Source organism: Brenneria sp. L3-3C-1 (assembly GCF_016456245.1).
In the GTDB taxonomy this organism is placed as follows: Bacteria; Pseudomonadota; Gammaproteobacteria; order Enterobacterales; family Enterobacteriaceae; genus Brenneria.
Genome location: NZ_JAEMHF010000007.1, coordinates 50,914 through 64,559, shown reverse-complemented (window position 1 = coordinate 64,559; position 13,646 = coordinate 50,914). Strand labels below are relative to the sequence as shown.

12 protein-coding genes are annotated in these 13,646 nt (G+C 57.7%); 8 read left to right on the top strand and 4 right to left on the bottom strand.

The window, feature by feature from the left end; translation table 11 throughout:
* Positions 1 to 6: 6 nt before the first annotated feature.
* Both nfuA and gntX read right to left on the bottom strand, forming a co-directional pair.
* Complete coding sequence (gene nfuA, locus JG725_RS14105) at positions 7 to 582, bottom strand: Fe-S biogenesis protein NfuA (RefSeq protein WP_172291306.1); 576 nt, start codon at positions 580 to 582, stop codon at positions 7 to 9.
* A 60-nt stretch (positions 583 to 642) separates the two neighbouring features.
* Positions 643 to 1,344, bottom strand: a complete 702-nt coding sequence (gene gntX, locus JG725_RS14100; protein ID WP_199378550.1) for a DNA utilization protein GntX — start codon at positions 1,342 to 1,344, stop codon at positions 643 to 645.
* A gap of 53 nt (positions 1,345 to 1,397) precedes the next feature.
* Between gntX and bioH the strand changes: the two genes are divergently transcribed.
* The 5 genes from bioH to JG725_RS14075 all read left to right on the top strand — a co-directional run bounded on the left by bioH (position 1,398) and on the right by JG725_RS14075 (position 6,442).
* Positions 1,398 to 2,186 (top strand): pimeloyl-ACP methyl ester esterase BioH, encoded by a 789-nt coding sequence (gene bioH / locus JG725_RS14095; RefSeq protein WP_199378548.1) that lies wholly within the window; start codon positions 1,398 to 1,400, stop codon positions 2,184 to 2,186.
* Positions 2,187 to 2,277: 91 nt separating this feature from the next.
* Positions 2,278 to 4,023 carry an alkaline phosphatase gene (locus tag JG725_RS14090; RefSeq protein ID WP_199378546.1) on the top strand — a complete coding sequence of 582 codons (1,746 nt, stop codon included), beginning with the start codon at positions 2,278 to 2,280 and terminating at the stop codon, positions 4,021 to 4,023.
* A gap of 9 nt (positions 4,024 to 4,032) precedes the next feature.
* Entirely contained in the window at positions 4,033 to 4,509 is a 477-nt protein-coding gene (locus JG725_RS14085) for a hypothetical protein (protein ID WP_199378544.1), read from the top strand.
* Positions 4,510 to 4,517: 8 nt separating this feature from the next.
* A complete protein-coding gene (locus JG725_RS14080; RefSeq protein ID WP_199378541.1) occupies positions 4,518 to 5,210 on the top strand; it encodes an ABC transporter ATP-binding protein in 693 nt (230 codons plus the stop codon).
* Complete coding sequence (locus JG725_RS14075; protein ID WP_199378539.1) at positions 5,207 to 6,442, top strand: ABC transporter permease; 1,236 nt, start codon at positions 5,207 to 5,209, stop codon at positions 6,440 to 6,442. The genes JG725_RS14080 and JG725_RS14075 overlap by 4 nt, the downstream gene beginning before the upstream one ends.
* Before the next feature lie 326 nt (positions 6,443 to 6,768).
* Here the strand turns inward: JG725_RS14075 and JG725_RS14070 are convergent, their stop codons facing one another.
* On the bottom strand, positions 6,769 to 9,105 hold the full coding sequence (locus tag JG725_RS14070) for a Tex family protein (protein WP_199378537.1): 2,337 nt from the start codon (positions 9,103 to 9,105) through the stop codon (positions 6,769 to 6,771).
* A 279-nt stretch (positions 9,106 to 9,384) separates the two neighbouring features.
* Between JG725_RS14070 and JG725_RS14065 the strand changes: the two genes are divergently transcribed.
* Positions 9,385 to 10,674 (top strand): citrate synthase, encoded by a 1,290-nt coding sequence (locus tag JG725_RS14065; protein ID WP_199378535.1) that lies wholly within the window; start codon positions 9,385 to 9,387, stop codon positions 10,672 to 10,674.
* A gap of 25 nt (positions 10,675 to 10,699) precedes the next feature.
* Here JG725_RS14065 and greB read toward each other — a convergent pair whose 3' ends face one another.
* Positions 10,700 to 11,188, bottom strand: a complete 489-nt coding sequence (greB, locus tag JG725_RS14060) for a transcription elongation factor GreB (RefSeq protein WP_172291297.1) — start codon at positions 11,186 to 11,188, stop codon at positions 10,700 to 10,702.
* A 337-nt stretch (positions 11,189 to 11,525) separates the two neighbouring features.
* Between greB and ompR the strand changes: the two genes are divergently transcribed.
* Together ompR and envZ are read left to right on the top strand one after the other, a co-directional pair.
* Positions 11,526 to 12,245, top strand: a complete 720-nt coding sequence (ompR, locus tag JG725_RS14055) for a two-component system response regulator OmpR (protein WP_005969424.1) — start codon at positions 11,526 to 11,528, stop codon at positions 12,243 to 12,245.
* Positions 12,242 to 13,600 carry a two-component system sensor histidine kinase EnvZ gene (gene envZ, locus JG725_RS14050; RefSeq protein WP_199378533.1) on the top strand — a complete coding sequence of 453 codons (1,359 nt, stop codon included), beginning with the start codon at positions 12,242 to 12,244 and terminating at the stop codon, positions 13,598 to 13,600. Before ompR ends, envZ begins: the two co-directional genes overlap by 4 nt.
* Positions 13,601 to 13,646 lie beyond the last annotated feature (46 nt).

The following is a 13,646-nucleotide window of genomic DNA, read 5'->3' as shown; positions in this document are numbered from 1 at the left end:
AGGACATTAATAATAGGAATGCTCACCGCGCTGATGCTCGGTGAGATCCCTCACGCCTTTCAGCTCTGGGAACTTTTGCAACAATTCTTTCTCAATCCCTTCTTTCAACGTGTAGTCGACCATCGAACAGCCGTTGCAACCGCCGCCGAATTGCAGGATCGCCAGATTATCATCGGTGATTTCCATCAGCGTGACGCGGCCGCCGTGGCCTGCCAACTGTGGGTTGATCTGCGATTGCAGTACATATTCCACGCGTTCAATCAACGGCGCGTCGTCATCCACTTTACGCATCTTGGCGTTGGGCGCTTTCAGCGTAAGCTGAGAACCCAGTTGGTCGGTGACGAAATCGATTTCAGCATCTTCCAGATACGGCGCACTAAGTTCGTCCACATAGGCTGAAATTTTTTCAAATTTCAGTTCGGTGTCGCTGGCTTCCACTGCATCCGGGGGGCAATAAGAAACGCCGCACTCCGCATTGGGTGTGCCGGGATTGATGACGAAAACACGAATTTGCGTGCCTTCTTCCTGTTTTGCCAGCAGTTTCAGGAAGTGTTCCTGAGCAGCGTCAGTAATATGGATCATAATGTTAAACTCAATGGTTGACTACGCTTATCGGTTATAATACGCCCATCCTCCCTTGAACTACAAGGTTCGGCACAAACACCATACCTGAACGCCCGCCGCCCCTTGCGCCAGCAGAAGCCGGCTGATTTCCGCCGCGGTGCTGCCGGTGGTCACCACATCATCCAGCAATACCACCTGTTTGCCCGGCAGCGAGGCGTGACAGCGAAACGCGCCTCGCAGATTGCCGCGCCGTGCGCTGGCGCTGAGCTTTTGCTGAAGAGGCGTCCGGCGGATACGCCGTATGGCGCGAGGTTCATAATCACATCCCAGCCAATGCGCCAAAGGGCGGGCTAACAATTCGGTCTGGTTGAATCCGCGCGACCAGTGACGCCGTTGGTGCAGGGGCACCGTAACTATCCGGTCGGGCCGGAACAGGCGGCGCGGCGTCAGCAACGCCTGTTCGCGATAGGCGGCCAACCAGCGTAATAAGAGTTGCCGGGCAAGCACCGGGGCCAGTTCCGTTTTACCGTTAAATTTAAATTGTTTGATTAAGGCGTTGAGCGGTGGAACATAGTCACCGACAAACGTTATCGATTGCCAGGGCGGCGGATTTTTCAGACAGCGCCCGCACTGCCGCGTCGGATCGCCGGTCGGCAAGCCGCAGCGTGGGCAGCATACCGGCGTCGGCGACAGGCGGCGCTGGCAATAGGAGCAAATTCCCTGCTGGCTGCGATAAAGCGGCGACCGGCATAGCCAGCACAGGGCGGCGATGGTTAACATAGGCTTTTCCCTGAAGTGAACAGAGTGGATTTCTCTAAGGCGGACGATAACTTATGAAACCGTTGTATTGGCAGACTGAAGGCGCAGGAAAAACGGAACTTGTGCTGCTGCACGGCTGGGGACTGAATGCGCAGGTATGGCATGGCATTTCATCGCGACTGGCCGCGCATTTTCGCCTGCATCTGGTGGATTTGCCCGGCTATGGCCGAAGCCAGGGGTTCGGCGCGATGTCGCTGGAGGACATGGCGGCGACGGTGCTGGCGCAGGCCCCTGAACGCGCCGTCTGGCTGGGCTGGTCGCTGGGCGGGTTGGTGACCAGTCAGATTGCATTAAACGCGCCGCAGCGGGTGAGCGGGCTGATCACGCTGGCGTCGTCGCCGTGCTTTAGCGCGCGGGAGGGCTGGCCGGGTATTAAATCCGATGTGTTGCACGGGTTCCAGCAGCAGCTCAGCGATGATTTCCAGCGCACCGTCGAACGTTTTCTGGCGCTGCAAACGCTGGGAACCGATAGCGCGCGACAGGATGCCCGATTACTGAAGCGCGTGGTGCTGGAGCAACCCATGCCCTCCGTCGAGGTGCTGAACGGCGGTCTGGAAATTCTGCGTCAGACGGATTTACGGCCGGCGCTGACGTCATTGCCGCTGCCGTTTTTGCGTCTCTATGGCGCGTTGGACGGATTGGTGCCGCGTAAAGTGGCCGGTTTGCTGGATGAACAGTGGCCGCGGTCTTCATCGTTGGTGATCCCGAAAGCGGCGCATGCGCCCTTTATTTCCCATCCGGATACGGTTGTTGCGCAACTGACGGCGTTTAGCCAACGGCCGGACGTGGCCGAGCGGGCGTGAACCCCGCTCGGAATTGATATCCATGTTCATCAAACTGTAAGAAAAGATAACTACGTTATGTCCTGTTCATTCCGCAATCAAGGACATCACGATGAAAGCTTATTGGTTATTGCCTTTAGCGTTGGCCGGCGTACTGCCGGGCCTGGTTCAGGCACAGGCTATTTATCCCATCGACCGCGCGACCATGCTGGCGGGGGGAAAATTCGATTTTAAAGTCGAGTTTGACGAGGTACTCAAGCCGGAAGAGATCCGTATCCTGATCAACGGCAAAGATTATCAACAGGTGTTGGGAAAATCGGCCACGTTCGTCGAACGTGAAGACGGCGCCGGGGCGTCTACCGTGTGGGTGCGGGATGCGCATCTGCCCGCCGCCGGTCAATACGCCGTGGAAGCGCAGGCCAAAGGGAAAACGACGCGGGTAACCTGGGACGTCTATCAGACGCCGGATACCCGCAAAGCCAAAAACGTTATTTTGTTTATCGGCGACGGGTTGTCCGTCGCTCACCGCACCGGCGCCCGTATTCTGTCCAAAGGGATAACCGAAGGAAAGGCGGACGGCCGTCTGGCGATTGACGATCTGCAATACATGGCGTTTGCCGGCACCTCCAGTACCGACTCGATTGCGGCGGACAGCGCCAATACCATGAGCGCCTATATGACCGGGCATAAATCCGGCGTAAACGCGCTGGGCGTCTACGTCAGCCGCAGTAAAAACTCGCTGGAGCATCCGAAACAGGAAACGCTCGGCGAGCTGATTACCCGTTCAACCAATATGGCGGTCGGCGTGGTCAGCGATGCTGAAATTGAAGACGCGACCCCGGCGGCCGTGGTGGCCCATACCCGCCGTCGGGCGGATAAAGCGGAAATCGTCGAGATGTTCTACAACGTGCAGCCCAGCGTGATCCTGGGCGGCGGCTCAGCTTATTTCCTGCCGCAGAGCACGCCGGGCTCAAAACGCAAAGATGAAAACAACTATATCGAAAAATTCCAGCAGGCGGGTTACACGCTGGCTACCGATGCCCAAACGCTGAAGGAAAATGCGGCTCAGGCCACCAAACTGCTGGGCCTGTTCCATACCGGCAACATGGATGATGTGCTGGATCGCCGTTTCCTGAAAAACGACGTCGCCAAAAAATTCCCCCACCAGCCCGATCTGACCGAAATGACGCAGGCGGCGCTGGATGTCCTGTCCAAAAATCAGGATGGTTTCTTCCTGATGGTGGAATCCGCGCTGATCGACAAAGCCTCGCATCCGCTGGACTGGGAGCGCGCGTTTTATAACACCATCATGCTGGATCAGTCGGTGGCGCTGGCGAAAACATTCGCCGAGCGGCACCCGGATACCTTGATCGTCGTTACCGGCGACCATACCCACGGTCTCTCCATTATCGGCACGGTGGACGATGAAAAACCGGGCGCCGACATGCGCGAGAAAGTCGGCGTGTATGAAGACGCCGGCTACCCGAACTATCGGGACGCCAATAAAGATGGTTATCCCGACGAGGTGAATGTCTCCAAACGTCTGGCGGTGTTCTTCAACAACTTCCCTGACTATTACGAAACCTTCCGGCCGAAGCTGGACGGGCGCTTTGTGCCGGCGGTGAAAAATGAAAAGGATGAATACGTGGCGAATAAAGCCTATGAGGCGGTGCCGGGGGCGGTATTCCGCGAAGGGATCCTGCCGCGTTCTTCCGATACCGGCGTGCACGCGGTGGACGATATGGTGATCCAGGCCAGCGGGCCGGGGGCCGAGCGAATCCGGGGTTATATGGAAAATACGGCGCTGTTCCGGGTGATTGTCGATGCGTTGGCGCTAAAACCGCAGGACAAGAGATAATTGGCCGGTATGAATAACGCGAAATGTAACCCGGCGGGGGCAACCCCGCTTTCTGTCTGGTTGAACGCGGCGCCGATTGTGCTTGCGCTATTGTGCGTCGCGCCAGCGAAAGCCGCGCCGCCTGAACTGTCTTTCGACAAACTTTATGCGTCTTACGGCGTGCTGGGACTGGCATTCTCCGATGACGTCAAAACATTATCCGGCAAGCGGGTGACGATGCGCGGCTTTATGGCGCCGCCGCTGAAAGCGGAAGCCCAATTCTTCGTGCTGACCAAAATGCCGATGGCGTTGTGTCCTTTCTGTTCCTCCGATGCCGACTGGCCGGAAGATATCGTGGTGGTCTATCTGGCTAAACGGCAAACCTTCGTCCAGAACAACACCATTATTGAAGTGAAAGGCGTACTGGAGCACGGATCGTGGACCGACGCGGAAACCGGTTTCGTCAGTCTGCTGCGGCTGCGTGATGCGACGTTCGATACCCTGTAGGAGCACTGATGGTGGAGTTATTGATTCAAGATCTGAGCGTCACTTTCCCCGATACGCCGGATGCGGTGCTGGCTATTCCGGCGTTGCGCATCGCCGCCGGTTCGCAGGTGGCGGTAATGGGGCCGTCCGGCTCGGGCAAAACCACGCTGGTCAATGCGATTAGCGGCCTGGATTCGCGGGGAACGGGCAGCGTGAACTGGGCGCAGCAGGACATCAGGCGGTTAAATGAAACCGAACGGGATCGCTGGCGGGCGCGGCATGTGGGGTTGGTAATGCAGGATTTCCATCTCTTTCCCGGCTTGAGCGCTCGGGAAAACGTGCTATTACCGGCGAACTTTCATCACTGGCGCTTGCCGGCATCATTAAAACAGCGCGCCGCCGATCTGCTGGCGCAGGTCGGGCTGGATGTCGGTAATCGCCCGGTTGAGATGCTGTCGCGCGGGGAAAAGCAACGAGTCGCCGTCGCCAGAGCGTTGCTGGGATCGCCGGATATTATCGTGGCGGATGAACCGACGGCCAGTCTGGATGCGCACAGCGGCGCGCAAATCGCCGAACTGCTGGCGACTCTGGCGCGGCAAAATAACGCCACGTTGATTGCCATTACCCACGATCGGCTTCTGGTGTCACGGATGACGCGTTGTCTGCGATTGGAGAAAGGGCGGCTGATAGCCGACAGCGCTCAACAGGAGGTTGCACCATGATCCCGTGGCGTCTTATCTGGGTTGACTGGCGGCGTTTATGGCCGGGGGTCGTGGTGGTGGTGTTGCTGATTGCGACGGCTACCGCGCTAAGTATTGCCGTCAGCCTACAGGAAAGAGCGCTGCGTATGGGAAGCGCGAAAGCGGCGGATCGTTTTGATTTGATCGTCGGCGCGCCGGGCAGCGAAACGCAACTGGTGCTATCGTCGGTTTTCCTGCAACCGTCGGCGTTGACGCTGATCCCCGCGCATATCGTGGACGATCTGACGAAAAATCCGCTGGTGGCCTGGGCGGCGCCGGTAGCGTTCGGCGATTTTTATCAGGACATGCCGATAGTCGGCACCACTGCGCCGCTGGCGACCGATAACGGCAAGCGGCGATTGCTGGCCGGTCGGGTGTTTAACGCGGATTTCGAAGCGGTGGTGGGCGCGCATACCGGCCTGGCGTTGGGGGATACGTTCAGCCCGATTCACGGTCAGGTGGGGCAAGAGGGCGCACATGCGCATGAAGAGGTCAATTACACCGTGGTGGGGATCCTGCCCGCCGACGGCAGCGCATGGGATAAGGCGATTCTGGTGCCGATAAGCGCGGTGTGGCGGGTGCATGGCGTGCAGCCGCCACCTGCGGATGACGCGCAGGATGAGGGGCACTCGCACGACGAACACGCTGAGCGGGACGCGGGCGATCATGCGCATCAGGCGGGCGTGCCGGCGATTGTGGTGAAGCCCAAGAGCATTGCCGGGGCTTATCAGCTTCGTTCGTTATATCGCACCCACGCGACGCAGGCCGTCTTCCCCGGCGAAGTGCTGGTGAAGCTCTATTCCCTATTGGGGGATATTCGGCAGTTGTTGATTTATATCTCACTGGGCACGCAAGGGCTGGTCGGCGTCGCCGTGGCGATGGTGGCGGTGGTTCACCTGCGGCAGCGACAAAAACAGATCGGGGCGTTGCGGGCGTTCGGCGCGCCGCGCTATGGCGTTTTCGCGCTTGTCTGGTGTGGTTTGATGTCGCTGGTTAGCGCCGGCGTGCTGCTGGGTATCGGCATCGGCTATGCCGCCGCACAGGTCATTGCGCAGGCGATGAGCGAGAAAAGCGGCTTTGTGCTGCCGGTGACGCTGGAACAGGATGACGTTGCCTTTGTGCTGATTCTGCTGTTGGTCGCCGCGATGCTGTTGACCGTTCCCGCGATGCTGGCTTACCGGCAGTCGCCGGCCGCCGCGCTGCGCGGGGAGTGAGGGTGAGGTTTTCTCTCTCCCGGTCAGCGGTCACGAACGCCGAAAGCATCGCATAGCGACGACACCGTTTTGCAACTTTGCAACGCAAAATGGAACAACGCTTGCGTTAGCCGTAGGGTGACCCCCAACGGGGTTCATCATTTTCCGCGAAATGCCTGGGGACACGGGGCGGCGGTGATTGAGCCGCCACGTGCCGGGCGCGGCTGAGACGGTCGCAGCAATCGACTGAGGTTAGTGCGCACGAAACGTTCACTGCACTGACAGAAATTCTTCCCCAAATTTGTGGGGATTCTCCAGTCCCAACGGCGGGGCCGGGGTCAACCGGATCAGCGCTTCTTAAACGCCGCCGCCAGCGCATCGCTCATGGCGCTGTTGCCCGCCGTGGCAGCGTTGCCCGCCGGACGAGAGCGTGGCTTGCCTGACGGCTGACGCGGCGAAGCCGGAGTGTCGCGAGCGCCGCCATTGCCCCCGCGGCGCGCGGCGGTTTCACCCGGCTGTTCGTCCAGCCGCATGGTCAGCGCGATACGCTTGCGTTGCAGATCGACTTCCATCACTTTCACCTTGACGATATCCCCGGCCTTAACCACGGTATGCGGATCCTCAACGAAGCGATCGGCGAGGGAGGAGATATGCACCAGTCCGTCCTGATGGACGCCGATATCCACGAAAGCCCCGAAGTTGGTCACGTTGGTGACCGCGCCTTCCAGAATCATGCCGGGCAGCAGGTCGTTCATGGTTTCCACCCCGTCGGCAAAGCTGGCGGTTTTAAACTCGGGACGTGGGTCGCGTCCCGGTTTCTCCAGCTCTTTGATGATGTCGGTCACGGTCGGCACGCCAAAACGCGCGTCGGTAAAATCAGCCGCTTTCAGATTGCGCAGCGCGCCGGGATTGCCCATTAAATCCTGGATCGCCTGTTCGGTCGCCGCCAGAATGCGCTCCACGACCGGGTAGGCTTCCGGGTGAACGGTAGACGCATCCAGCGGATTATCGCCGTGATTGATGCGCAGGAAGCCGGCACACTGTTCAAACGCTTTCGGCCCCAGCCGGCTGACTTTCAGTAGCTGTTCCCGGTTGCGGAAACGGCCGTTTTCATCGCGCCAGGCGACCACGTTCTGCGCCATCATTCGCGTGAGGCCCGCCACGCGGGTCAGCAGGGCGACAGAGGCGGTATTCAGATCGACGCCGACGGCGTTGACGCAGTCTTCCACCACGGCATCGAGTTTTTTCGCCAGCAGGCTCTGGCTGACATCGTGCTGATACTGGCCGACGCCGATGGATTTCGGGTCGATTTTCACCAGTTCGGCCAGTGGGTCCTGCAAACGACGGGCGATAGAAACGGCGCCGCGCAGGGAAACGTCCAGGTCGGGGAATTCCTGCGCGGCCAATTCCGACGCTGAGTACACGGACGCGCCGGCCTCACTGACGATGACTTTCTGCGCGCGGATATCCGGGAACTGTTTTTGCGTATCCAGGAAGAAACGTTCGGTTTCCCGTGAGGCGGTGCCGTTGCCAATCGCCACCAGTTCGACCTGATGTTTGATGCACAGGGCGGCAACGATGGCGGCGGCTTTGGCCGCCTGACCGGTATGCGGATAAATGGTGTCGGTGGCGACCAGCTTGCCGGTGGCATCGACCACCGCGACTTTCACCCCGGTGCGTAAACCCGGGTCCAGCCCCATGGTGGCGCGCATGCCGGCCGGGGCCGCCATCAACAGATCGTGCATGTTGCGGGCGAAGACATTGATCGCTTCGTCTTCCGCTTTTTCACGCACGCTGCCCATCAGTTCGGTTTCGAGATGCAGCAGCACTTTGATGCGCCAGGTCCAGTTGACGACCGCGCGCCGCCAACTGTCCGCGGCCGCATTACCCAGCCGCAGATTCAGATGATCGATAATAATCTGTTCGCAATGGCTTTCGCGCGGCGTTTCTTCAAACTGCGGATCGGCATTCAGCGACAGTTGCAAAATCCCTTCATTGCGGCCGCGGAACATCGCCAGCGCGCGGTGAGAGGGCACCTGGGCAATCGGCTCGTGGTGGTCGAAATAGTCGCGGAATTTCGCGCCTTGTTCCTCTTTCCCCTCCACCACGCGGGAAACCAGATGGGCGTTTTTCCACAGGTAGTGACGCACCTTGGCCAGCAGCGCGGCGTCTTCCGCGAAGCGCTCCATCAGAATGTAGCGCGCGCCATCCAGCGCGGCTTTGGCGTCTGCTACGCCCAGCTCGGCGTTGACGTAAGCCTGAGCGGTTTGCTCCGGCTCCTGAGACGGCTCCTGCCACAGACTGTCCGCCAACGGCTCCAGCCCGGCTTCGATGGCGATCTGCCCGCGAGTGCGGCGCTTAGGCTTGTACGGCAGATAGAGATCTTCCAGTTCGGTCTTGCTCAGCGTGACGCCGATCGCGTTGGCGAGTTGTTCGGTCAGTTTTCCCTGCTCGTCGATGGATTTCAGAATTGTCTGGCGCCGATCTTCCAGTTCTCGCAGGTAACTCAGACGGGTTTCCAACTGACGCAGTTGGGTATCATCCAGCCCGCCGGTCACTTCTTTACGGTAACGGGCGATAAAAGGGACGGTGTTTCCTTCGTCCAGCAGACGGACGGCCGCGTCCACTTGCTCGGTACGCGCCTGCAATTCGCCGGCGATAATCTGGCTTAACGAATCATTCATAGGTCTGATATCAATAGTCATCAAGTAATGGGTTAAACAGCTGGAGGACAGTTATACGGATTGATAACCAAAAATGCCAGCCGTACCCGCCGGGGAAAACCGCGATCGCGGCGGCGGCGTGTTTACGGCATGGTAAAAACCCAAGGTAGAGGGTAAGGTAAACTTTATCTAAATCAATATTGCGTAAGATTGTTATAACCGCGCGGCGTTTTTAGCGTATTAAATAGTCAAGGCCGTTTATAGCAACCGCGATGACCAATCCGTGCAGGAGAGAGTTCAATGACAGTAAGCAAGTCCACCCTGATTGTAGACGGGCAGGAAAATATCACGCTGGACATTCGTTCCGGCGTGATGGGAAGGGATGCCGTGGATATTCGCCCGCTCGGCACTCGGGGGTTATGCAGTTACGATCCCGGTTTTGCCAATACGGCAGGGTGTGAATCTGAAATTACCTACATTGACGCCGCCAACAGCGTGTTGCTGCATCGGGGGTTTCCTGTCGAGCAACTGGCGGATAACTGTGATTTTACCGAAGTCTGCTTTATCCTGCTGCACGGCGAGGCGCCTTCAAAGGACGAATACGCCAGATTTGCCAACACCATTACCCGCCATACCCTGGTGCATGAGCAGATCAGCCGTATGTTCAGCGGCTTTCGCCGCGATGCGCATCCTATGGCGCTGATGTGTGCGGTCGTCGGGGCGCTGGCGGCGTTCTATCATGACGTGCTGGATATTAACAATCCCGAACATCGCGAATTGGCCGCCGTCCGGCTGTTGTCGAAAATGCCGACGCTGGCGGCGATGTGTTACAAATACTCTATCGAACAGCCCGCCGTTTATCCTCGCAATTCGCTTTCCTATACCGGCAATCTCCTGCATATGCTGTTTTCTATTCCGGCGGAAAAGTATGAGGTGAATCCGGTGCTGGAAAACGCGATGAACCGGATTCTGATCCTGCACGCCGACCACGGCCAGTGTCCGTCCACCATGGCGGTCAGGGCTTCCGGTTCATCCGGGGCCAACCCGTTTGCCTGTATTGCCGCAGGGCTGGCTTCAATGTGGGGGCCGTTGCATGGCGGCGCCAACGAAGCCTGCATGCGCATGCTGGAAGAGATTAAAACGGTCGATCGTATTCCGGCGTTTTTGAAGCGAGCAAAAGATCAGGGCGACTCGCTGCGGCTGATGGGATTTGGCAATTCGATCTATCAACATTTCGATCCGCGTGCCGCCATCCTGCGTAAAACCTGTTACGACGTCCTCAGTGAACTGGGGATGGAAGACAGCCTGCTTCAGGTCGCCATCGAGCTGGAGCATATTGCCATCACCGATCCCTATTTCCTGGAAAACAAATTGTATCCCAGCGCCGATTTTTACACCGCGGTGATCCTCAAAGCGATGGGGCTGCCGTCCTCGATGTTTCCGGTGATTTCCGCCGTCGGCCGCACCATCGGGTGGATTGCGCACTGGAATGAAATGCACAATCAGCAGGACATCAAGATTTATCGTCCGCGGCAGATTTATATCGGCGAACCGCGCCGGGATTATGTTTCCCGGCTGAATGAAGCATAACGTTTGATAGCGAAAAAATTTCCGGTTATTCGCTTTGGCGCGTGATGTATTCGATCGCATTGACGTACCATTCTTTGGCGCCTTCCGGGGTGGTGACGGTGAAGGCCTGATCGACCTCTTTTTTCAGTAATGCCCGCGCCATCGGCGAGTCAATGGAGATGTAATCTTTAGCGTCGCCATAAATTTCATCAGGCCCGACGATGCGAAAGCGTCTTGTCCGGCCTTCTTCGTTTTCAATTTCGACCCAGGCGCCAAAAAAGACCTTGCCGTCCTGTTGCGGGGAATAGTCGACGATCTGTAGCTCGGTCAGACACTTTCTCAAGTAGCGGACGCGGCGGTCAATCTGGCGTAGCAAACGCTTATTATAGGTATAATCGGCGTTTTCAGATCTGTCCCCCAGACTGGCGGCCCATGACACGATCCGGGTTATCTCGGGTCGTTTCACATTCCAGAGATGGTCGTGTTCCGCTTTGAGCTTGTTGTATCCTTCCCGGGTGATCAGCTTGGTTTTCACTCGCTTTCAATCTCATGCTATTGGGGATATTGGCCGGCATTATATCAAGTATTTCTGAGGCGGTGCGGCATCCCTTTGGGGCTTATAAAATGCGCTTTCGGCGAATTCCATTACCTATTGTGTGCTTTAACGCCCAACGCCATGCGTTGGCATAGCGAACGGCGGTCGGTTTATGGCAAGGTAGCGATCACTAACGCAAGGAAACGGTTGATTAAGCGTATTTTAATATGCTTTGTAACAATTTTGCCTAGAATGTATACCAGAAACGACTGTCAGTAATTCGAATGTTTCTGAACAATAGCGGCATCGGCGGCTATTGCGCCTTTGGAGAAAGAGAATGCAAGAGAACTATAAAATTCTGGTTGTGGATGACGATATGCGTTTACGCGCGCTGCTGGAACGTTATCTGACCGAGCAGGGTTTTCAGGTACGCAGCGTTGCCAATGCTGAACAGATGGATCGTTTACTGACCCGTGAGTCATTTCACCTGATGGTGTTGGATCTGATGCTGCCGGGTGAAGACGGTCTGTCCATCTGCCGTCGTTTGCGCAGCCAGAGTAATCCCATGCCAATCATCATGGTGACGGCGAAAGGGGAAGAGGTCGACCGTATCGTCGGCCTGGAAATCGGCGCGGATGACTATATTCCCAAACCGTTTAATCCACGTGAGCTGTTGGCCCGTATTCGTGCGGTGCTGCGCCGTCAGGCAAATGAGCTGCCGGGCGCGCCGTCGCAGGAAGAGGCGATTATCGCCTTTGGTAAATTCAAACTGAATCTGGGCACACGCGAAATGTTCCGCGATGATGAGCCTATGCCGTTAACCAGCGGTGAGTTTGCCGTGCTCAAAGCGCTGGTCAGCCATCCGCGGGAGCCACTGTCGCGCGACAAACTGATGAATCTGGCGCGCGGCCGCGAATACAGCGCCATGGAACGTTCCATCGACGTACAGATTTCCCGTCTGCGGCGCATGGTGGAAGAGGATCCGGCGCACCCGCGCTATATCCAAACCGTTTGGGGCCTGGGTTACGTCTTTGTGCCGGACGGCAGTAAGGCATGATGCGATGGCGCTTTTCTCCGCGTAGCTCATTTGCCCGGACATTGTTGCTGATTGTCACGCTGTTGTTCGTCAGTCTGGTCACCACCTATCTGGTGGTGCTGAACTTCGCTATTTTGCCGAGTTTACAGCAGTTTAATAAAGTGCTGGCCTATGAAGTAAGAATGCTGATGACCGACAGCCTGCAACTGGAGGACGGCACCACCCTGGAGGTGCCGCCTGCGTTCCGGCGTGAGATTTACCGTGAGCTGGGTATATCGTTATATACCAATGCGGCGGCGGAGGAGAGCGGCCTGCGGTGGGCTCAGCACTATAAGTTTCTGAGCCAGCAGATGGCGCAACAGTTGGGCGGCCCGACGGACGTGCGGGTTGAGGTGAACAAAAATACCCCGGTGGTGTGGCTGAAAACCTGGCTATCGCCGGATATCTGGGTGCGGGTGCCGTTAACCGAAATTCATCAGGGGGATTTTTCCCCGCTATTTCGCTACACGCTGGCGATTATGCTCTTGGTGATTGGCGGCGCGTGGCTGTTTATTCGGGTGCAGAATCGTCCGCTTGTCGAACTGGAACATGCGGCCTTACAGGTCGGTAAAGGCATTATTCCGCCGCCGTTGCGTGAGTATGGCGCCTCGGAGGTGCGCTCGGTGACCCGGGCGTTTAACCAGATGGCCTCGGGCGTGAAGCTGCTGGCGGACGATCGTACTCTGCTGATGGCGGGCGTCAGTCACGATTTACGCACCCCGCTGACGCGTATTCGTCTGGCAACGGAAATGATGAGCAAGGATGACGACTATCTGGCGGAGTCGATCAATAAAGATATTGAAGAGTGCAATGCGATCATCGAGCAGTTCATCGACTACCTGCGTACCGGTCAGGAAATGCAAACCGAAGTGGCGGATCTTAACGCCATTATGGGCGAAGTGGTGGCGGCAGAAAGCGGCTATGAACGCCAGATTGACAGCGATTTTTCCTCAGGCGAATTGATGGTTCGCGTCAGTCCTTTGTCAATTAAACGCGCGGCGCTGAATCTGGTGGTAAACGCGGCCCGTTATGGCAACGGCTGGATCAAGGTCAGCACCGGCCGTGAATTGCAGCGCGCCTGGTTTCAGGTTGAGGATGATGGCGCCGGCATCGATCCGGAGCAGCTTAAGCACCTGTTCCAACCTTTTGTCCGCGGCGACAGCGCCCGCAGCACCAGCGGAACGGGTCTGGGGCTGGCGATCGTGCAGCGAATTATTGATGCGCATCACGGCGTACTTGACGTGGGCGCCAACGAGCGCGGCGGACTGTACGTCCGGGCTTATTTGCCGCTGCTGTTTGATAGGGTAAGCGCCGAGAGCAGTACGGATAAAGACTAGCTGGCATGATAAGTAAAAGGCGCGGACCCCGCGCCTTTGTTGCCTC

Excerpts from the sequence above, each read along its gene's own strand:
- nfuA (WP_172291306.1), bottom strand. The coding sequence starts at position 582 with ATGATCCATATTACTGACGCTGCTCAGGAACACTTCCTGAAACTGCTG.
- gntX (WP_199378550.1), bottom strand. The coding sequence starts at position 1,344 with ATGTTAACCATCGCCGCCCTGTGCTGGCTATGCCGGTCGCCGCTTTAT.
- bioH (WP_199378548.1), top strand. The coding sequence starts at position 1,398 with ATGAAACCGTTGTATTGGCAGACTGAAGGCGCAGGAAAAACGGAACTT.
- JG725_RS14090 (WP_199378546.1), top strand. The coding sequence starts at position 2,278 with ATGAAAGCTTATTGGTTATTGCCTTTAGCGTTGGCCGGCGTACTGCCG.
- JG725_RS14085 (WP_199378544.1), top strand. The coding sequence starts at position 4,033 with ATGAATAACGCGAAATGTAACCCGGCGGGGGCAACCCCGCTTTCTGTC.
- JG725_RS14080 (WP_199378541.1), top strand. The coding sequence starts at position 4,518 with ATGGTGGAGTTATTGATTCAAGATCTGAGCGTCACTTTCCCCGATACG.
- JG725_RS14075 (WP_199378539.1), top strand. The coding sequence starts at position 5,207 with ATGATCCCGTGGCGTCTTATCTGGGTTGACTGGCGGCGTTTATGGCCG.
- JG725_RS14070 (WP_199378537.1), bottom strand. The coding sequence starts at position 9,105 with ATGAATGATTCGTTAAGCCAGATTATCGCCGGCGAATTGCAGGCGCGT.
- JG725_RS14065 (WP_199378535.1), top strand. The coding sequence starts at position 9,385 with ATGACAGTAAGCAAGTCCACCCTGATTGTAGACGGGCAGGAAAATATC.
- ompR (WP_005969424.1), top strand. The coding sequence starts at position 11,526 with ATGCAAGAGAACTATAAAATTCTGGTTGTGGATGACGATATGCGTTTA.
- envZ (WP_199378533.1), top strand. The coding sequence starts at position 12,242 with ATGATGCGATGGCGCTTTTCTCCGCGTAGCTCATTTGCCCGGACATTG.